This is a genomic window from Maccoyibacter intestinihominis (genome assembly GCF_040096355.1).
Classification (GTDB): Bacteria; Bacillota; Clostridia; order Lachnospirales; family Lachnospiraceae; genus Maccoyibacter; species Maccoyibacter intestinihominis.
Genome location: NZ_JBBMEX010000009.1, coordinates 147852 through 167065 on the forward strand (window position 1 = coordinate 147852; position 19214 = coordinate 167065).

At 39.9% G+C, this 19214-nt stretch carries 18 protein-coding genes and 1 tRNA gene; 2 read left to right on the forward strand and 17 right to left on the reverse strand.

Features of this window, described 5'->3' with window-relative positions; translation table 11 throughout:
- Positions 1-328 precede the first annotated feature (328 nt).
- The 15 genes from WMO43_RS10020 to WMO43_RS10090 form a co-directional block, all read right to left on the reverse strand.
- Positions 329-401 (reverse strand) — tRNA-Lys (locus tag WMO43_RS10020).
- 72 nt (positions 402-473) lie between these two features.
- Positions 474-1592 carry a hypothetical protein gene (locus tag WMO43_RS10025; RefSeq protein WP_353531066.1) on the reverse strand — a complete coding sequence of 373 codons (1119 nt, stop codon included), beginning with the start codon at positions 1590-1592 and terminating at the stop codon, positions 474-476.
- A gap of 232 nt (positions 1593-1824) precedes the next feature.
- Positions 1825-2526, reverse strand: coding sequence for a response regulator (locus tag WMO43_RS10030; RefSeq protein ID WP_353531067.1), 702 nt, complete (start codon positions 2524-2526; stop codon positions 1825-1827).
- The gene (locus tag WMO43_RS10035) at positions 2519-5218 is read right to left on the reverse strand and encodes an ATP-binding protein (protein WP_353531068.1); all 2700 of its coding nucleotides are present in this window, start codon (positions 5216-5218) and stop codon (positions 2519-2521) included. The genes WMO43_RS10030 and WMO43_RS10035 overlap by 8 nt, the downstream gene beginning before the upstream one ends.
- A gap of 37 nt (positions 5219-5255) precedes the next feature.
- Positions 5256-5798 carry a LysR substrate-binding domain-containing protein gene (locus WMO43_RS10040; protein WP_353531069.1) on the reverse strand — a complete coding sequence of 181 codons (543 nt, stop codon included), beginning with the start codon at positions 5796-5798 and terminating at the stop codon, positions 5256-5258.
- Between the two features lie 21 nt (positions 5799-5819).
- Entirely contained in the window at positions 5820-6467 is a 648-nt protein-coding gene (locus tag WMO43_RS10045) for a potassium channel family protein (protein WP_353531070.1), read from the reverse strand.
- 13 nt (positions 6468-6480) lie between these two features.
- Positions 6481-7821 carry a TrkH family potassium uptake protein gene (locus WMO43_RS10050; protein ID WP_353531071.1) on the reverse strand — a complete coding sequence of 447 codons (1341 nt, stop codon included), beginning with the start codon at positions 7819-7821 and terminating at the stop codon, positions 6481-6483.
- A 134-nt stretch (positions 7822-7955) separates the two neighbouring features.
- Positions 7956-8210 carry a potassium-transporting ATPase subunit C gene (locus WMO43_RS10055; RefSeq protein WP_353531072.1) on the reverse strand — a complete coding sequence of 85 codons (255 nt, stop codon included), beginning with the start codon at positions 8208-8210 and terminating at the stop codon, positions 7956-7958.
- A complete protein-coding gene (locus WMO43_RS10060; protein WP_353531073.1) occupies positions 8191-10047 on the reverse strand; it encodes a diguanylate cyclase domain-containing protein in 1857 nt (618 codons plus the stop codon). Before WMO43_RS10060 ends, WMO43_RS10055 begins: the two co-directional genes overlap by 20 nt.
- 523 nt (positions 10048-10570) lie before the next feature.
- Entirely contained in the window at positions 10571-10984 is a 414-nt protein-coding gene (locus WMO43_RS10065) for a hypothetical protein (RefSeq protein WP_353531074.1), read from the reverse strand.
- 30 nt (positions 10985-11014) lie between these two features.
- Positions 11015-13507, reverse strand: coding sequence for an ABC transporter permease (locus WMO43_RS10070; RefSeq protein WP_353531075.1), 2493 nt, complete (start codon positions 13505-13507; stop codon positions 11015-11017).
- Positions 13508-13521: 14 nt separating this feature from the next.
- Positions 13522-14187, reverse strand: coding sequence for an ABC transporter ATP-binding protein (locus tag WMO43_RS10075; protein WP_353531076.1), 666 nt, complete (start codon positions 14185-14187; stop codon positions 13522-13524).
- Positions 14188-14376: 189 nt separating this feature from the next.
- Complete coding sequence (locus tag WMO43_RS10080) at positions 14377-14796, reverse strand: nuclear transport factor 2 family protein (protein ID WP_044946403.1); 420 nt, start codon at positions 14794-14796, stop codon at positions 14377-14379.
- A gap of 26 nt (positions 14797-14822) precedes the next feature.
- On the reverse strand, positions 14823-15854 hold the full coding sequence (locus tag WMO43_RS10085; RefSeq protein ID WP_353531077.1) for a sensor histidine kinase: 1032 nt from the start codon (positions 15852-15854) through the stop codon (positions 14823-14825).
- On the reverse strand, positions 15851-16543 hold the full coding sequence (locus WMO43_RS10090) for a response regulator transcription factor (protein WP_353531078.1): 693 nt from the start codon (positions 16541-16543) through the stop codon (positions 15851-15853). Before WMO43_RS10090 ends, WMO43_RS10085 begins: the two co-directional genes overlap by 4 nt.
- 228 nt (positions 16544-16771) lie before the next feature.
- Between WMO43_RS10090 and WMO43_RS10095 the strand changes: the two genes are divergently transcribed.
- A complete protein-coding gene (locus WMO43_RS10095; protein ID WP_434784179.1) occupies positions 16772-17131 on the forward strand; it encodes a helix-turn-helix domain-containing protein in 360 nt (119 codons plus the stop codon).
- Positions 17132-17577: 446 nt separating this feature from the next.
- The gene (locus WMO43_RS10100) at positions 17578-17817 is read left to right on the forward strand and encodes a DUF6061 family protein (protein WP_055233313.1); all 240 of its coding nucleotides are present in this window, start codon (positions 17578-17580) and stop codon (positions 17815-17817) included.
- Positions 17818-18131: 314 nt separating this feature from the next.
- Here WMO43_RS10100 and WMO43_RS10105 read toward each other — a convergent pair whose 3' ends face one another.
- Together WMO43_RS10105 and WMO43_RS10110 are read right to left on the reverse strand one after the other, a co-directional pair.
- Positions 18132-18758 carry a DUF3879 family protein gene (locus WMO43_RS10105; RefSeq protein WP_353531085.1) on the reverse strand — a complete coding sequence of 209 codons (627 nt, stop codon included), beginning with the start codon at positions 18756-18758 and terminating at the stop codon, positions 18132-18134.
- A gap of 121 nt (positions 18759-18879) precedes the next feature.
- On the reverse strand, positions 18880-19134 hold the full coding sequence (locus tag WMO43_RS10110; RefSeq protein WP_306723472.1) for an HTH domain-containing protein: 255 nt from the start codon (positions 19132-19134) through the stop codon (positions 18880-18882).
- Between the last annotated feature and the right edge of the window lie 80 nt (positions 19135-19214).

Sequence of the window (19214 nt, forward strand, 5' to 3'; positions counted from 1 at the left end):
TGAAAGTTATATTTTTCTATTTTTTATGCTTCCAATTTATATAAACACTATACTTTTTCGTAAATTAGCAGGCTGCACAAATGAAGTATGGAACGTTTCTTTTTGTGCAATGGAAATGAAACTCAGGAAATCGTGAAGCCCATTGGCGCACACGATTTCTGCTTTCAGAGGTTCATTGGAATGGTCTGCACAAGGAAACGTGGAATATTTCATTTGTGCAGCCCTGCGGAAACAATTACAAAAATATAATTTCAATATCAAACCCTTATTGCATAAAAAAAGCACCATCCCCAATGTTCTTCTAACATCGAAAACAGTACTTTCAAAATGGGTCTTCAGGGGTTCGAACCCTGGACACCCTGATTAAGAGTCAGGTGCTCTGCCAGCTGAGCTAAAAACCCATGCATTTTTTCAACGCAAGAATGATTATATCTCATTTTTTAGAAAAATGCAATAGATTTTTAAAGGATTTTTTATAAATTTGCGATTAATGCTGCAATTTCATCCGGAGTCATCATTTTGTTTGGATCTGACATATCCGGAATCAGCACTTCTTCTTCCTCTTCTTCAGCTTCCTCTGCCGGTTCTTCTACCTGGATAACCGGTTCTTCTGCTACCGGCTCCTCTATTAATGGTTCCTCAACCAGTGGTTCTTCTATGGTTGGTTCTTCCATCAGTGGTTCCTCTATGATTGACTCTTCTACTATTGGCTCTTCCATCAGTGGTTCTTCCATGATTGGCTCTTCTATGACCGGCTCCTCAATCAATGGCTCCTCTATAATTGGTTCTTCCATCAGTGGTTCTTCTATAATTGGTTCTTCTACGACCGGTTCCTCAATCAATGGCTCTTCTACGATTGGTTCTTCTACGACCGGTTCTTCTTCCATCGGTTCTTCTGGCTGCACATTTTCCATAACAGGCGGCTGTACCGGCTGTTGCATGATTACCTGTGGCTGGGAAGATGTAATGGAGTTTACTGCCTGGAGGATCTCATTTCTCATATTCAATTCTAATTCTTTTATGGAAGAACTCAACTCCTGCTGTCTTAAAATCACTTCCTGCAGACGCTGTTCCATATTCTGATTCTGACCGTCTAATAATTTTTCATTATTGTTCTGCAGTGTTCTTTCAAAACTCACGATCTTTTCTAACAATTTATCATTAGAATTCATAAGTGCGTCTGCATTTTCTTTACTTCTGTTAATATTGATCTTTGCAAATGCTTTCTGTGCTGTTAATAATTCTTCTGTCGGAAGCTGGAGATTTTTTTCAATATAATCCATTCTCTGAAAGACTTCATCAAATGATTTCTTGATGATCAGATAACTTGCTTTTTCTGACTTCAAAAGACCTTCATGCTCTTCTTTTTCTTCTCTTAACTTCTGATACTGTAGCTGCATTACGCTGTTCATCAGCACATAAGAAAAAATTAAAAATACCAGACCAAATCCTGCTAAGTAAATCGGATTTCCCTTTAAAATAATCATGGTATACAATTCTGCTAAAAATGACAGTACCATAATTAATACGGAAAATGTGATTTTCAGTTGGCTGTTTTCTCTTTTCTGTTCCCCTGAATTCCTTTTGCTCATGTGAAATACCTCCGTGTCATCTAAGTAAAGCGCTTTTGGGTGACAAAAGCATTTTTAGAACGTCATTATTAAATATATTATAACGTTTATGACATCGGATGTCGATGGTTTTCTGCAACAATTTCTCCCTATTTTACTTTAACTTCTCTCCATCCTTAAAAGCATTTCCCCAACCACGTTACCGTCTGATGAACACATTTTTTCAGTTGCATTAACTATGGTGTTGTGAAGTTCAATCAACTTTCAGCATCCGATACCCCACGCCAATGTGTGTTTGGATATATTGTGGAGAGTTCGGTTCTTTCTCGATTTTTTTACGAAGTGTTGCCATAAACACACGAAGGGAAGCAATATCATTATCCCAACTACTTCCCCAAATGCTTTGCGTAAGGAAAGTATGGGTCAGAACTTTTCCTATATTTCTTGTCAACAGGCAAAGTAACTTATATTCAATAGGTGTTAAATGCAATTCTTCTTCATTCAAATAAGCACAACCTGCAGCATAATCTACACGAAGTTTTCCGTTTACAAAAACAACCGCTTCGGCAGGGGATACTTTTTGCATCATCGATAACCTTCTTTGCGTGACTCGTAGTCTGGCAAGCAGTTCCTCAACAGAAAATGGCTTTGTTAAATAATCATCTGCGCCAGCATCCAACGCATCAATTTTATCGGTATCTTCACTGCGAGCACTGATTACGATAATTGGCATGTTTGACCAAGTACGGATTTTTTTAATAATCTCAACACCGTCTATATCAGGAAGTCCTAAATCAAGTAAAACAATGTCAGGATTGTGTGAAGATGTTTCTAAAATTGCCGATTGACCATCGGGTGCCGTCAGATATCGGTATTCGTGCGTTTTTAAGGTTGTTGTAATTAAATTTCTGACAGATTTGTCATCTTCTACAACTAATATTAGTGACTTATTCATATACTTTGACCTCCCCTGCCGGTAATGTAAATGTAAATACTGTTCCGTGCGGTAGATTATCTGAAACAGTAAGTTCTCCGCCGTGGGCGTTAATAATGGACTTGCACAAAGATAATCCGAGTCCTAAACTTCGGCGGCTGTCTGCAATTTGATTTGCACCGCTATAGAACATGTCGAATATCCGTGGCTTTATTTCGTCAGCAATTCCGTTTCCGTCATCCGATATAGATACGATTGCTTGTTTTCCCCGCTTTTCTGTCCGAATAACAATATGAGAGTTTTTAGGTGTATATTTGATAGCATTATCAACAATATTGATGATTACCTGAACAATAAGCTTTGCATCCATTTTTGCAAGAAGAAATTCTTCTTTGCTTTCAACGGAAATATGATGTTCTTCACTCTTTCGGTTAATATGATGTAACGCTTCTGTGATCACGTCATCCATCAAATCTTCCGTTATACGGAGATTCAACCGTCCTTCTTCAATCCGGGTTACAGCCAGCAAGTTTTCTACAAGGTTAATCAGCCACATGGAATCATCATAAATATCCATGTACAGCTGCTTTTTTGTATCATTATCAAAGAAATCGCCGTTGGACAAAAGATTGCTGGCATTACCGGAAATGGATGTCAGCGGTGTCCTCAAATCATGTGAAATAGCACGTAGCAGGTTCGCTCGCAACTGTTCATTTTTTGCAAGAATGGCCGCCTCCTGTTTCTCACGGGCATTTTTCTCATTTTCCAAAGCCAGGGCACATTCTCCGAGAATGGATAGTAGAATACTGTTTTCAAATGGATCAAGAGGTATTTCCCCCATCACGATTCCAATAACTCCATATACCATACTGTTGCTGCGAACAGCAAGGTACAGGCATTTTGCATTGGAAAGCGTTCCTGTTGTAGCTCCGGCACGTTTATTGTTTTTCAATACCCAGCCGGCAACGGCCTTTTCATTTTCGGAAATACACGATTCCAAATTTTCTTCAGTTACAGAAAAAATATGCGGCGTATCCAACACTTCTCCATCAGCTAAATAAAAAACGATATCTTTTCTCAAGAGTTTAATGAGCTGATTTGAAGTTGCAGATACAATTTCATTTTTATCTTTTGCCTGTCGCAATAGCTGGTTTGTATCAAATAACACTTTGGTACGGTAAGCAGATTGTGCCGCCTGTTTTGCTTGGTTTTTAATCCGTATAGCAAGAGAACCGGTTAAAAATGCCAACAACAACATGATAATAAAGGTAACAGGATAACCCTGATCATACGCCTGCAAGGTAAATTGAGGTTCCGTAAACAGGAAATTAAAGACCAAAACACTTACAATCGAAAAAATTAGGCTGTATATCTGATGTTTCGTGATGACAGCGGTGACAAGAACACCTAAAACAAAAACAGTAATGATATTTGCTTCGTCAAATCCAAATTTCTGGAAAATCATTCCGACTAAACTGGATAAAATCAGAATCGCAGTAGATTTTAATGTATCAGTGACAGAGAATACGATATGGTTCTTTTTCCTGCCCCCTCTTGACTGATACACTGCCGCATTAGAAACCGTATCCGGAATAATATGCACATCCAGGTTAGGGGCATAATCAATCAATTTTTCTGTCAGGGTCGGTTTGCTGAGCAAATGCCGTTTTGTAGCAGAACTACGTCCGATCACAATCTTTGACACACCGGACAAACGAGTAAATTCCGCAATCTGAAACGGAACATCTTCTCCGTAAACTGTTTCTATTTTTGCCCCAAGCTGCTCAGCAAGACGAATATTTGAACGCAGGCGTTTTACATTTTCCTCGCTCATCACCGAAAAATCTGGGGTTTCTACAAATAGAGCCGTAAACTCCCCTTTAAAAGCAGAAGCCATTTTTGCGGCGGTACGGATAATTTTCGCATTGGATGGAGAAGAAGATAGACATACAAGAATATGTTCGCCTGTGTGATAATCTCCATGATTTTTTATGCGGGTATTTTCTGTGAGGATATTCACCCGGTCCGCACATCGCCGCAGTGAAATCTCCCGGAGAGCTGTCAAATTTTCTATTGTAAAAAAATTTTCTACTGCCTGTTTTGCCTGTGTCTGTCTGTATACATTTCCTGTATTCAAACGGTTGATCAAATCCTGTGGTTCAATATCTATTAATTCAACCTGATCTGCATTATCAAAAATAGAATCCGGGATGCGTTCCCTTACAACAATTTCCGTAATGGATGCAACTGTATCACAAAGGCTTTCAATATGCTGAACATTGACAGTCGTATAGACATCAATCCCTGCATTCAAAAGTTCCTTAATGTCCTGATACCGTTTTGCATGACGGCATCCTTCGGCATTCGTATGCGCAAGTTCATCTACAAGGATAAGCTGTGGTTTTCTTTTCAACGCCATGCCAATGTCGAATTCGTCCAGTATCATACCATTATAAAAAACTTCTCTTGTAGGAAGAACTTCTAAGCCATTCAAAAGAGCTGCTGTTTTGGGACATGCGTGGGGTTCTACATAACCGGCTACCACGTCAATTCCCTGCTGTTTTGCCATATGAGCTGCTTCTAACATGGCGTAGGTTTTACCCACACCAGCCGCATATCCGAAAAAGATTTTCAAATGCCCTTTATTCCGGTTTTCTTCATCGGTTTGGAGTGACTTTAGCAACTGTTCCGGATTTTGTCTGCTTTCGCCCATACGGTCACCTCCCTGTACAAAAACAATATATAAAAAATTATACCACCTTTTCTTCTTTTTTTCCATTCGGGCATGTAGCCGAAAACAGAAAACGCTTCGAAAAATCATGCAATTTTTCTACAAATACACCCTTCATACAATTAATGTCATTTTGCCATATCACTCTCGCTGGTTTCTCAATTGTGTTGATGGGATGTACCGCAATGTCTATAGAGCCTGGAGTAATGACACTTTGCTTTATTTGAAGGGATAAGGAACAATACTCATCTTTCAAAATATCGTTGGAATTTTCTATGATAAAGCCAAAATCAAGTTTATTATTTCCCAGCCCATTTATTATTTCACTTACAGAACCGTAGAACAGGTTCAGCTCATAGTTTGGGTATTCGCTTGAAAATTGTTCTAATAGATCTGCAATAGAATCTATGATTGCAGGTGTTTCGAATCCAATCCTGAGCTTAGAATCTGAAATAAGTTTTTGGGATTGATTTTCCTCGAGAAATTTATCCAGCTTTTCCATAAGAAAATAACCATAAATAAATGGTACCAATACCACCATAAGTAAAACAAAGTCTTTCATATCACCAACTTCTTTCAAAAATTAAATATGAAAACATTTTTGAATATGTTTCGTCTCCCCAAGAACAAACATGGTACTGTCCTTTGACAACTGCGTATCGGAACTTATTTTCAAATTCATAATATCATTTGTTTTCAGCGCCATAATATTGACGTTATATTTTTTTCGTATATCCAACTGACCGATTGTTTTTCCTATCCATTCTTCCGGTATAGATATTTCAAAGATTGCATGTTCTTCATCTAGTTCTATGTAATCGAAAATATGATCAGCACTATAACGAATCGCAACCCAATCGGCAAGCTGCCTTTCGGGATAAACAATTTCATCTGCGCCGTTTCGTAAAAGAAATTTTGCATGAACATCACGAGCGGCACGAGACACCACCATTTTTGCACCGAGTTCCTTCAAAAGGGACGTTACTTCCAATGAATTCTGAAAGTTATCTCCGATAGCCACAATACAAACATCAAAATTTCCAACACCAAGCGAACTTAAAAAATCCTCATTAGTCGCATCCCCAATCTGAGCGTTGGTTACAAAGGGAAGTACAGCATCAACTCGGGTATCTTCTTTATCTACCGCCATCACCTGATGGTGCAATTCATCTAATTTTATAGCAATATGTCGTCCGAATCTTCCCAGACCGATAAGTAATATTGATTTCATTTTTCATTCTCCTTTAACCTACTGTGATATTTTCCTGAGGATATTTTGAACCGTTAGGCTTTTTTTCAGAAATGGTAGCAAAAATCAAGGTCAATCCTCCCACTCTGCCAAAAAACATCAGGCAAATCAAGATTATATGGGAAACAAGCCCCAGCTTAGGAGTTATTCCCAACGATAACCCTACCGTCCCGATTGCCGACGCTGTCTCAAATAGAGCAGTCATAAGTGGAATATCTTCTGTTCTGCTAATTACCATTCCTCCGACAAGGAATAAAACGATATACATCAAAAAAATCGTAGCTGCATTTCTGATAGTGCCATCCGGAATTTGTCTGCCGAAAAAATGGGTGTGTTCCTTTTTTCTAAATACAGATAATGCCGATGAAACGAGAACTGCAAGAGTTGTCGTTTTCATACCACCTGCAGTGGAACCGGGCGAGCCACCGATGAGCATCAGCATAATGATAAGCATTTGCCCAACTTCACTGAGCAAAGTCAAATTTGCCGTATTAAATCCTGCTGTTCTCGGCGTAACGGATTGAAACAAAGAAACCCATACTCTTTCTGTAAGAGGCACATTTGAAAACTCAAAGCAAAAAAAGTAAAGAGCCGGTAAGAATATCAATATTCCTGTTACCATAAAAATCACCTTGCTTTGCATCCGGTATTTTTTGAAATGCCATTTATGATTCTTTATATCCTCCCAGGTAAGGAATCCAATACCTCCTGCAATAATCAGCATCATAATCACAAGATTTACAATCGGCTGTACAGAATAAGAGGTCAACGAGGAAAAAGGGGTTCTTATACCGATTAGATCAAATCCTGCATTGCAAAAAGCAGAAATAGAATGGAACAATGAATACCATATTCCTTTCCAAAACCCAAAGTCCCTGCAAAAAACAGGGGCTAAAAGAACCGCACCAATGATTTCGATAAGAATAGTAGTCCGAATAATAAATTGCGTTCTCCGCACAATACCACCCACCGTTGGAGCCGAAATTGCCTCTTGCATGGTACTTCGCTGCATCAACCCAATTTTGCGTCCGGAAACAACAGAAATCGCAATAGCAATCGTAATAATTCCCATACCTCCGATTTGAATCAGCAGTAAAATAACTCCTTGGCCAAATAAAGACCAGTAGGTTGCCGTATCATTAATAACCAGTCCCGTCACACAAACCGCAGAAGTTGCGGTAAACAAAGCATCCAAAAAGGAGGTACACTGACCGCTTTTTGTAGCAATCGGCAGCATCAAAAGCAGACTGCCTAAGAGAATCACGGATAAAAACCCTAAACTAATCACTTGAAATGATGTTATATGTCGATGTCTTGATCTGTTTATCTGTTGCATAACTATATCCCCATAATCTTAATTTCTTTTTTATATTTTCTTTATTCTATCTTTATTTGTATTAAATGGGCGTAAGTAAGTTTGTTTTGAAATTAAGATTGTATAAAGATGAGCAGAAGTCTGAAATCTTTTGCTCATCTTTTGAGAGTGCTAGTTACAGGATACCGTCCAACATCAAAATTGACTTTCAGAACATTTACTGTTTTCTCTCCAAAAACACCTAAAAATCTACTGTCGGTGCATTTTTCAATAATAGCTCCGACTTTTTCTTTACTCATATTATTTGCTTTTGCAATTCTTGTATAAACAAAATGAGACCTCTTATGAAGTCTCGCTTTGTTTACGCAGTTTAAACTTTTGGTTAATGGTTTACTTAATAGATATATCATCTATAAATACATAATATACATCCCCATACATTTCTGTATGAACAAAACGGCCATAATCCAAAACGGTTTTCACCGTTCCATCCTTACACACTATTCTATATTGCACCCGTTCTATGTCCTTTTCCTGCGTAATCTGACTTGAAATATCACACTCTACTATTTTCAGGTCATCAGGATGGACCATACCTTTAAAGGAATTTCCTGTAAGTTCTATAAATTCCTCTTTATTTTGGCACTTAAAAATCCGTAATAGCTCCCGGTTAAAAGTAATGATTTGCTCCTCTTCATCTGCATGATATACAAAAAAGCCTCCTGGCAAAAGTTCTGCAACCGTTTCTACCTTTTTCAAAGACTCTTCCGTATCTATATAGGTATATGACCTCCGATCATGCCTTTTCTTTTCGTAATAGCTGCTCTTATCCATATACATCATTTCATCTGCAGCAGCAACACTTTTTTCAAAATCTATTGCATGCTCTTTCCAAATCGTTCCGATCGAAGCTGAATATCCGTCTTTCCATGACGCCTCAAGCCTTTTGCGTTTTTCATTAAATGCAGCTTCATTTTTATCAAAAGATAAGATTACAAATTCATCTCCTCCGAAGCGGTACCGCCTTGCTTCAGGAAAAATCTCGGTTATTGTATTTGCAACAGATGCAATTAACTTATCTCCCGCTTCATGTCCTAAACTGTCATTTATTTTTTTCAAACCATTCACATCAGCAAATACGATTCCTACGGGACGCATATTCATCTTTGTATCCTGTTCGATCATATTAATATCTTTATAATATGCCTTACGATTTCTAAATCCGGTTAATGCATCCAGCTCCAGGTCAGAAATTTGTGAATTGATTTCTATATGCTGCTCTAAGGATTTCAGTCTTTTTTCTATAGAATGCTTAATTATACGGTCTTTATAATCATTCTTTTTCTCTAAAGCATCCAACACCGCATCTTTATCTGATTTTTTAACAGCATACTCATATTTCAATTCGGAAAAAACAAGCCCTACCTTAATTTCATTCGTATATTTTTCTATATACCAATCCATCGAACGCAAAATAGTGGTCATGAGTTCATCATCATCCGAATCCATTCCACATTCAAACAGTTCTTTACATGCATCCATAAATTCAGCAGCATGCATGTCTCTTATTTTCAAAAGAATTTGTTGCTTATACTCTTTATACTTGTCCATTTTTCCCAATCTGTAATAAAGAGTTGCCGCACAACGAATCGCATCATCCGGGACAATTTTATCCGCATGATATTGATTGATACCAATTTCATATGCCTGCAGTGCCTCTGTCAATCGGTTTAACTTCTGAAGTGAGATGGATTTATTTATATAGATATATGCACCCATCTCTTCATCGCAATCTTTCAAAACATCTTCTGCAAATTCAAGATTTCTGATTGCTTCCGTATAGTTCTGTTCCGCAATGTACGTCAGTGCAATATTATTATACTCAAACGCATAATAAAACTTAGCACTATTTTCCTTTGCAATCTTTAATGCAATCTTATAAAAAAAGCGTGAAATACTGTATTCTGCTTCACAATGTGCTGCTACACCTATCAAATTAAAACATGACAATATTTTTGGTGTATACGGATAACTCTGATAATCCATTACAATTGGTTCCATGATTTCTATCACTTTTCCAAAATTTCCATTCTGGTAAAACAAATGTCCATAATAAAAACTTGCATACACATAAAGCTCTGTTTTATCATGTTTATTTTTCAACAGTTGCTCATAGAATTTTTTTTGTTCTTCTATTGATAATTTCTCAATTTTTTCTTTTTCCTTCAAGAATTCATCAAAATTCATATTGATCTACTCCTCAAATACACATTCTAAATTAAAAGCAGCAATGACTTATCATCATTGTTGCACATTGAACGTTCCCAGGGGGAATCGAACCCTCAACTAGTGCTTAGGAGTTCAAGTCACTACAGAAAATCTATGTTTTTCTTGGTCAACATAAGTCAAGCAACAACTTGATTTTACTGACTTTCCTGTAAATCCATGTCAAAATAAGAAAACTGAAAATCATCCAAGTTAAGCACCTCTCGCTGACAAATGAGTGACACTGTCACCCTGAGGGTTCAACCATTCCGTTCCTGCGAATTCATATTTATGGCTACCATTCTCACTGAATATGCGGTAATGATAACACTGTTTTCTTATTAGATTATCTATATTATAACGTGTGTGAGGTCGGATGTCGATTATTTTTTGACCATTATTTACTTCTATTTGCTTTAACTTAAAAAGCCGTAAGCTAATGCTCCCAGCTTTACATTTTTTTATTCCATCAGTTTTACAAACTTGAAGTTGTCTTTCTGCTTATTTACTCAACATCAAATTCAGCCGCCAAATAATGCGGTGTTCCGTCCTTTGCCTTCATTTCTAATACTACACGATAGGTTCCCGCCTCCAAGCGAGTTCCATAATAATCATATTTTTGAACAATACTTCCCTGCAAGCCCGTACTGTCTCCACCCAATGAGAATTCTAAATTATTAAAAGGAAATATATCCTGCGAATATGTCAAACGATACCATTGCTCGTCAATGTGGCGTTCGAGATACTCAAAGCCAGGACTACCATCCTCACCGAAGGAATAGATTTCTTTAGAATTCGCAGTAACAGCCCAGCGAATGGTATATCCCTTAAACGGAGACCATGTGGGCTTTTCAATGGTCAATTCAAAGCCGTCAACCTGATTGACAGGATAAGAGACTGGTTCTCCAAGAGTAATCAAAAATAAACACATTTTGCTATTTGATTAAACTCACTCTGTCAACCGCAATCGCTCCACAACTGGAAGGTTAACGTCAGTTTTGTAGACCCATATAGGCACAATAAGGCAGATTAGCAACACCAGCCCAGACACCAGCACCAGTGGGATAAATGGATAGGAGAAAACAGCATAATAGGCCACTTTACTAAAAATCATATATAGCAAGATGAAGATTGCTGTTCCAATGGTGACTGCAAGGGAAAGGGAAACGCCCCAATAATAGAAACCTTCCATAAATAGCATTCGTTTGATTTGTCGCTTTGTCATTCCAATGCTTTCAAGAACAGCTAATTCATAGCGCCGAGTATTTACATTGACAACCATTGTATTGACAAAGTTCATGACACCAACAAGCAGCAGGATCACGGACAACCCTGTTCCTAAAACCTTTGCTGTAATGAGATATTCCTGCATTTCTTCTCGCCGTTCATATCGGGATATAATATCAATGTTAGCTTGTGATGCGGTGATTTGCTTTAATTCTTGCAGTATACTTTCGTCATGTTGACCATCCGTATCAAAGGCCACGCGGAACACTCTATATTGCGGAAAGAGTTCTTTCAAAGCTGTTTGACTAATATACAAATCAGGAGCCGTCCCTCTCTCATTGCCTCCTCCTGCTCGAAACCCTTCATTCAAATAACCGTTCGCTACAATAAAGGAATGCTGTCCGTTCTGCGTCTGGATTGTTATTTCCTGCCCCGGCTGAATAAGGTCTTCTACTGTTTTGGACAGCAGCACAACCTTTCCTTGTTCAAAGGCAGACGTGTCAATAGGCAAGTTTAAGGTTTTATTGATTTCTTCCAAATATGCACTGTCAATTCCAAAAACCCCGCTAAAAAAGTTTTGCTGATAATTTTCTAATTTTGCCGGATCAGAAAAATCAATGCCGTTTACTCCGTCTAATGACGCAAGAAACTCGTGAAATACAGCATCGTCATATACAACATCTGCTGCTACTTGAGGATAAGGTGCATAGGTCAACCTCAAATTCTCAATGCCGTCAAGCTGACCAATCTCTGAAACCATTTCGCTGGAAATTAAATCTTCTCTTTCGTGGATACTATATGTGAGTGCAAAATCGCTTACTCCCCATTGGCTCACATAATTCTCCGGGCTTAAACCATGTAATAGCCCTGTGACGACAAGGAACAAGGAAAGGCCGAAAAAAAGCGATGCAAAAACAAGGGTTGTACTCTTAGCATTACGAAAGACATTGTTCCATGCCATTCTGGACAACTTCATTTTGCTACAATTTCTGGCGCTGCTCTTTGTGCTGGCTGCTGTATATTGGAGTGCTGCTATTGGTGAAACATTTCCGGCAATTTTGGCGGGCTTCATGCTTGCAATCATAACGGTAATGAACGTAAATATGGCCGCTCCTATGAAAATAAACGGCGAAAAAGATACTTTTGTTCCCACATCAGAATTTGTTGAATACATCATATTCAGGAAGTAAGGAACAATGCCAAAGGAAACAACCGCACCAAGTAACAGACCAATCGGAATACCAATACAAGAGATTCTGATTGCCTGCTTATAGATAATTCTCTTTATCTGCCTTTGGGTCGTTCCAATCGTTTTAAGACGGCCATAGAATTGCACATCTTTTACGACAGAGACATAAAGAATATTATAAATCAGCAGATAGCCACTAAAGGATATAAAAACTGCTAAAATTATTACAGCTAAAATAATAGTTCCACCATTTGCCTGTTCTAATGGTACAATTTCAAATGTTTGCCCTTCTGTAAAGTCAATCTCACGCCGCAATCTTTCACAGTTTTTGTCAGCATTATCATTGCCTTGAAAACGGATCATTGCCGTAACACTATTATCCAGTGATACATTTAAGCTATCCTTAAAAGCGGATGAAACATAAACATAACCACGATTATTTGTGCGCATTGGAATGTAGTCCGTATAGTAGCCCGACAGCAAAAAGGTGTCTGAGACATAATTATAGCTATCGCCAATTTGGTACGACAACACAATCTCCATCCCTATTTGCGGATCAGAAATGCCCATCTGTTCAAGCACCCATGTAGGTAGCATAATTTCGTTTTTACTTGATGGGTAATTTCCTACAACACTTGATATAGTAGGCAGACGGTGGGTTCCCCACTCGGTATCATCTATCCAAACTATACCTAATCTCGCATTTTGCAGTTGCTCTGTATCAACACTGCCTAAACGCTGCTGTATACCTACGTCAAGGACAAGGTTTGATTTTGAAATTTCAACCAACTGATTTTCTGTTACATTTGTGATTCCGACATCAGCGGTAGTTCCCATTAACCGAATTTGTTGCATTTGGTAGGTTTCAAAGTAACTAAAACCAATACTGAATGTCGCAGTTATCATAAATGCAGTTAGCACAAGAGCAATGATTGCAAATAAATTACGCTGCCGTTCACGATGCAAACTGCGCTTTGCCAGCTTCTTTTCAATGTCACTGGTATCATTTTCAAAAGGCCATGTCATAGCTTGCCACCTCCTTATTCCACAATCCTGCCGTCCTCAATGCGGACAATCCGATCTGCAAGGCGGGCAATGTCGTTGTTGTGGGTAATCATCACAACAGTTTGCCGAAACTCCGCACTGGTACGCTTGATAAGTCCCAGCACCTCGGCGCTGGTCTTGCTGTCAAGGTTGCCGGTCGGCTCGTCGGCCAGCACAATAGCCGGTTTGGTAATCAAGGCGCGGGCGATAGCCACACGCTGCTGCTGGCCGCCGGAAAGATTGTTCGGCATGTTTTTCAGTTTATCTTCCAGCCCCAGCAGATGAACGATCTCGTCCAAAAACTTCTGATCCACCGTGTCCCCGTCCAGCTCCACCGGCAGGACGATGTTCTCATACACATTCAGGATCGGAACAAGGTTATAGTTCTGGAAGATAAAGCCGATGTTGCGGCGGCGGAAGATGGTGAGCTGTTCGTCGTTCATTTTCGACAGCTCTTTGTCCCGGACAATCACGGTTCCGCTGGTGGGAGTGTCCAGCCCGCCCATCATGTGAAGCAGGGTGGACTTGCCGCTGCCGGAGGTTCCCACAACGGCCACAAACTCACCGTCATTTACGGAGAAGTTCACGCCGTCAAGGGCGCGGGTGATATTCGGCTTTGTGCCGTAATACTTTTTCAGGTCGATAGTCTGTAAAATACTCATACTCAAAACTCCTTTCAAGGCTTTCTGCCTGCTGATAAGGGTATTGTAAAACCCAAATGTCCGCGAAATGTTACAGCGGCCCAAAAATTTCATTGAAAATCGGGGTGAAATGTTACAACGCTCGGACATTTCAAAAAAATTTACGGCGGGCAGCCGGAAATGGCCGTCCGCCGTAGCTCATGATCTGTTCTAAAACCAATTCGCCTTTTGATTTCTAAATTGAGGAGTATCGCTTTCTTGATAAGGATTGTAGGTATTACGGTTACACCCAAACTCTTTTAATGATTTTATTTTATTGTCCTCTGTCCATTCAATCAAAGAAATACCGTCAAATTCCTCTATATCCCCATTGTTCATTCCATTTTTGAAATACCACTCTACAATCGTTTGATTTTCTTTATGGAAAAATTGCTTGATTTCCCAAACTACCACCTTTCCACGGGTATTCCACTCCTGAAACCAATGTTTTACTGTTTTACGATTGCTATACTGGGGACACCAACTTTCTGTATAGAGTACATCTTCCGCAAAAATATCATCAATGCCCATATCTTTCTGATAAAGCCACATATCAAACCACAGTCGGATTATTTTTTCTCGTTCATTCATAATAGAAACACCTCGCTTGTTTACTTTCATTTTGTAGGCAGCATAATGGAAAATTCCGAACCCTTGCCCGGCTCCGAAACCACTTTGACATAGCCGCCCTGCCGCATTACAATCTCGCGGGCCAGATACAGGCCAATGCCCACGCCCTGCTGTTCGTGTACTTCTTCCTCACGATAGAAGCGCCGGAAGATGGCAGCCTGATTGCTTTCGGAAATGCCCTTGCCGGTGTCGGTCACTTTGACCTCCACATACATTTCCCACAGCACCACCGACACAGCGATTTTCCCGCCTGCCGGGGTGTACTTCACCGCATTGTCCAGCAGGTTAAAGAGGGCTTCCGATGTCCACTTGCTGTCATGGGAAACGGTCAAATCCTCCGGGCAGTCCACGGACACGGCGATTTCCTTTTTCTCCGCCACATACACGATCCCACTCATGGCCTGCGCCACAGTATCAAAAAGACGGCCCAGCTTCTTATCCAACTGGATCACGCCTGTTTCCAGTCGGGAGGTTTTCACAAGGGCCTGAAAGAGAAAGTCCAGCTTATCCGTCTGGCTGCGGATTCCCCGGATAAAGTCGGTGCGCTCCGCCTCGGTCATGGGCTTTTCCAGCAGGGTGTCCGTCGCCATTTTCAGATTGCTTACCGGCGTTTTCACCTGATGGGAAATATCCGATACAAGGGTCTGTAACTCCTGCCGTTCCTCGTCCACCCGGCGGCGGTTCTCCTGCATGATCTGGTAAAGCCTTGCCAGCCGGTGTCCGATTCTGGCAAGCTGGGTTTCGCTGTCCTCTGGCCGCTGGGGCGCTTCATTCCCGGCGATCATGTGGTCTAAGGTCTGGCACAGGTCAGCGGTAAACTGCGACAGCCGCTTTCCAAACGCCTGCGTCAGTACAAAAATCCCCACAAGGGCGCACAGCAGCAGCGCCCCGCCTGTCGGCAGCACCGCAATCTGTTTTGTCACAAGAAACAGGGCTATGGTGATCCCGGACATGGAGAGGGCAAGCCCCATTGCCACCCGGCTAAACAGCCGCTTTACCGAGAGATTTTGAAACTTCATTTTGCCTCACCTCCCGTCCATTGATAGCCCATGCCGTAAACGGTCTTGATGTAGGGCGCGCCGCCGTCGGATTCAATCTTGCTGCGAATCCGGCTGATGGAGGTTGTCAGGGTGTGTTCGTCTACAAACCGCTCGTCTATATCCCACAGCCTTTCCAAAAGCTGCCCGCGGGTCAGCACTTGCCGGGGATTTTTGCGGAACAGGTTCAGCATTTTGTACTCCATCGGGGATAGGGTCAGGGGCTTGCCGTTTAGGGAAGCCGTCTGCTCCGAGAAGTCCAGAAACAGCCGCCCGTCGTCGTAAATGTCCTTAGCCGGTTTGTGGTGTTCCAGCATGGCGAACATGGCTTTGATTTTCCGCTGCAAGGCCCCGATCACAAAGGGCTTTGTGATGTAGTCCACCGCGCCCACCTCATAGCCCCGTATCTGGTCGCTCTCATGATCGTTGGCGGTCAGGAATATTACGATGGTGTCCGGGTGCTGGGGCTTTATCAGCTTGCACAGTTCAAAACCGTTCCCGTCCGGCAGGTTGATGTCCAGCAGCACTAAATTAAATTCCCGCTGGCGGATGGCTTCGGCTGCGGTTCTGGCATTTAGGGCAGAAGTCACGCCGTAGCCGTCTGCAGTCAGGTTATAGGCCAACATCTTATTCAAAAAACTGTCGTCCTCGACAATTAAAATCTGCTTCATATCCTCACTTCCTTTGCTTTTTGCAGATAGTATAACAGGCAAATGTCCGTGAAATGTTACAGCGGACGAATTTTTGAAAAAATTATTTCTTCATAAATTGTATAGCCTGTTGGCTTTTACATCAAGATTTTACAAGTGAATAGTGAAATGAAATACTACCTTACATAAAGTTTCATTACATTCTCATAATCCAACCCGAAATGTACAATGATATAGGGTGATATGAGAATGAACCAAGATGAAAGAAGGTTTGACTTTCACGGCCTCGGGGCAGCTCTCAAAAGAGCCAGAGAAGAAAAGGGCTGGACACAAGCCTACGTTGCGGAATTAGTAGACCGTGACTCCCGTACCATTATGAATATTGAGAACAAAGGTCATTATCCCAGCTTCGACCTTTTTGTTAAACTCATTACGATGTTTGACGTTTCAGTTGACCAGTTTATTCATGCGGACGGAGGGGCAAGGTCAAGTTCTTGCAGAAAGCACATTGATATGCTCCTAAATTCTATGAATGAAAAAGAGCTTGTTGTAATAGAAGCCACAGCCGAGGGCATTAAGAAAGCCAGAGAAACGGAGATTCCAGAATAAGGGCCTCTGTTTTTTTGCGCCATTTTAGGGGCTGTCGCTAAGTGGCAAGCAATAACAAACCCAATCATATTGTTTCTCCTTACAAACCGCATTAAAACCATAATGAGACACATTCTTGTATTTCCCAAAATCGAGATTTACTAATCCTACAAATTTCGATTGAGCTTTCACCTGTTTTAGGGAATTTAATAACTGTTATATTTTGTTATTAAATTCTCCGCAAACCCTTGAAAACACTGGATTTATCGCAGGTGAGCTTTCCCTTATTGTTTCCCTTGTGTTATATCGTCCCGTCAGTGTTTACGAACTCTGATAAGGGCAAATACAAGGGCAAGAAAAATCTATAAAACAGTATAACACAAAATAAAAGTGACATGGTGAACTGATTGAAATGCTTCTGATTTTTGTAACAAATGACTGATTGAATGATAAGGAGATTCTATACGATGAGAACAATATTTGCAGAATACAATCCACACAGAAACAGCATTGATATTTATACTTCTGCTGGTTATATGCTCCGCATTGACTGTTGGGAAACCGAAAAGGATTTAAAAACCACACCCGGATCAGACTGTGCATTGAACGCACTTGCCATTGATAAACCGCTTGAATATGCAAAATTATATCTTGATGAAACAATGCAGATATGGGTAGATGCAGAAGATTCATTAGAACTATGGTGATTTTTTCAACAGCACTAAGGTTAATTTTTCCAATCTCATTTATTGAGAATCGTCTTTTTACCGTGCATATATATTCAATATCTTTTTATCTATTATAATGAAATCAAGGGCTGGTCTAATGCCAGCCCTACAAAAATGAAAATTCACATAGAAAATAAATTTACAATTTTTCCAATATAAACCTGTTATCAACAAATACAAACATAATTTATATTATCGTATCTATTGATATGATATGTATTTCAAAGCGTTACCAGAAGTTTTTGAAAAGTTTTCAACTTCTTCCCTTGTGTTATTATCTAAATCTCCTAATTTTATACTGATACATCAATAGAATTGCGAACTAACCTATTACCATTTTTGACAAGAGTAGATTCCACTGATTCTCTTGTGACATTATCAAGAATGCTTGTATCAAACTTTTGTCCCGGTTTCCAATTTGGATTAGCTGATTTCACTGCTGCATACATAGCGGCTCTATACTGTCCTTCGTATTGCTCTAAAGTCCATGTGCCACTTAGCCGTTTGTCTTTGCTTACACTTAACTGATAATCTTTGAAAATATCTGAACGCTTCGTTGTATCACCATTTGAAAGACCATTTTCCTGAATAAATTCCTTCTTCACATTATCAAACATCTTTTGACGATATTCCTCAGATACACTTGTGAGTTGCTGCCACGATGTACCTGTGCCGGTAACATCCATTCCTGCCACTCCATTTGCATTCAGCAAATCACCTTCTGAATCAAATTGCTTCATCAGATTCTTAATAATGGTATCTCTTCCACCGAATGTTTCATATATCATTCTTTCTTCTGGTGACATCATGGCTTCATTTTGCATAATACCAGATAACCAGCCTTTTTCTTTCAAAGCCTTATATTGTTTGCTATTTGTATTGATGCCATTATACGTGTTACCTAATCCGCTGATATTCATTGCCATATAAAAACCTCCTTGTAAATAAATTCAAAATCCGTTTAGAATTAACTCAATGTTATATGGTATATATCGTCATAAATCTCCAAGAAATAAATTTCACCGTTAAGTGCCCTCACAATTATACAGGTAACTCACAATCCTTTAGCCAAAATCGCAGTTCCATAACAGTCACAGCAATTTTATATTTTACTTCGATTTCAACTTTTTCTGGCGGATTGGCTAAAAGCCTGTCAATATCCTGTTCCTCAACATCAGCCATTTTTGCTATCGTTAGCTTGGATATGCCATGATAGGAAACAAGCACTTCCAAAAAACCGCTTAATTGCTTATCCTTATCTTCAATCGCTCCAAAATACAGAAATCCTACTTCTATTTAAAATTCTGAATTATGAACTCAATTCCGTTACCAGTGAAGAATATCTTTTTGTCCGGTTCTTTATATCCTCCTCACTG

What these genes read in the sequence shown, in the direction of transcription:
- WMO43_RS10025 (WP_353531066.1), bottom strand. Translation starts at nt 1,592, where the DNA reads ATGAGCAAAAGGAATTCAGGGGAACAGAAAAGAGAAAACAGCCAACTG.
- WMO43_RS10030 (WP_353531067.1), bottom strand. Translation starts at nt 2,526, where the DNA reads ATGAATAAGTCACTAATATTAGTTGTAGAAGATGACAAATCTGTCAGA.
- WMO43_RS10035 (WP_353531068.1), bottom strand. Translation starts at nt 5,218, where the DNA reads ATGGGCGAAAGCAGACAAAATCCGGAACAGTTGCTAAAGTCACTCCAA.
- WMO43_RS10040 (WP_353531069.1), bottom strand. Translation starts at nt 5,798, where the DNA reads ATGAAAGACTTTGTTTTACTTATGGTGGTATTGGTACCATTTATTTAT.
- WMO43_RS10045 (WP_353531070.1), bottom strand. Translation starts at nt 6,467, where the DNA reads ATGAAATCAATATTACTTATCGGTCTGGGAAGATTCGGACGACATATT.
- WMO43_RS10050 (WP_353531071.1), bottom strand. Translation starts at nt 7,821, where the DNA reads ATGCAACAGATAAACAGATCAAGACATCGACATATAACATCATTTCAA.
- WMO43_RS10055 (WP_353531072.1), bottom strand. Translation starts at nt 8,210, where the DNA reads ATGATATATCTATTAAGTAAACCATTAACCAAAAGTTTAAACTGCGTA.
- WMO43_RS10060 (WP_353531073.1), bottom strand. Translation starts at nt 10,047, where the DNA reads ATGAATTTTGATGAATTCTTGAAGGAAAAAGAAAAAATTGAGAAATTA.
- WMO43_RS10070 (WP_353531075.1), bottom strand. Translation starts at nt 13,507, where the DNA reads ATGACATGGCCTTTTGAAAATGATACCAGTGACATTGAAAAGAAGCTG.
- WMO43_RS10075 (WP_353531076.1), bottom strand. Translation starts at nt 14,187, where the DNA reads ATGAGTATTTTACAGACTATCGACCTGAAAAAGTATTACGGCACAAAG.
- WMO43_RS10080 (WP_044946403.1), bottom strand. Translation starts at nt 14,796, where the DNA reads ATGAATGAACGAGAAAAAATAATCCGACTGTGGTTTGATATGTGGCTT.
- WMO43_RS10085 (WP_353531077.1), bottom strand. Translation starts at nt 15,854, where the DNA reads ATGAAGTTTCAAAATCTCTCGGTAAAGCGGCTGTTTAGCCGGGTGGCA.
- WMO43_RS10090 (WP_353531078.1), bottom strand. Translation starts at nt 16,543, where the DNA reads ATGAAGCAGATTTTAATTGTCGAGGACGACAGTTTTTTGAATAAGATG.
- WMO43_RS10095 (WP_434784179.1), top strand. Translation starts at nt 16,772, where the DNA reads ATGAACCAAGATGAAAGAAGGTTTGACTTTCACGGCCTCGGGGCAGCT.
- WMO43_RS10100 (WP_055233313.1), top strand. Translation starts at nt 17,578, where the DNA reads ATGAGAACAATATTTGCAGAATACAATCCACACAGAAACAGCATTGAT.
- WMO43_RS10105 (WP_353531085.1), bottom strand. Translation starts at nt 18,758, where the DNA reads ATGAATATCAGCGGATTAGGTAACACGTATAATGGCATCAATACAAAT.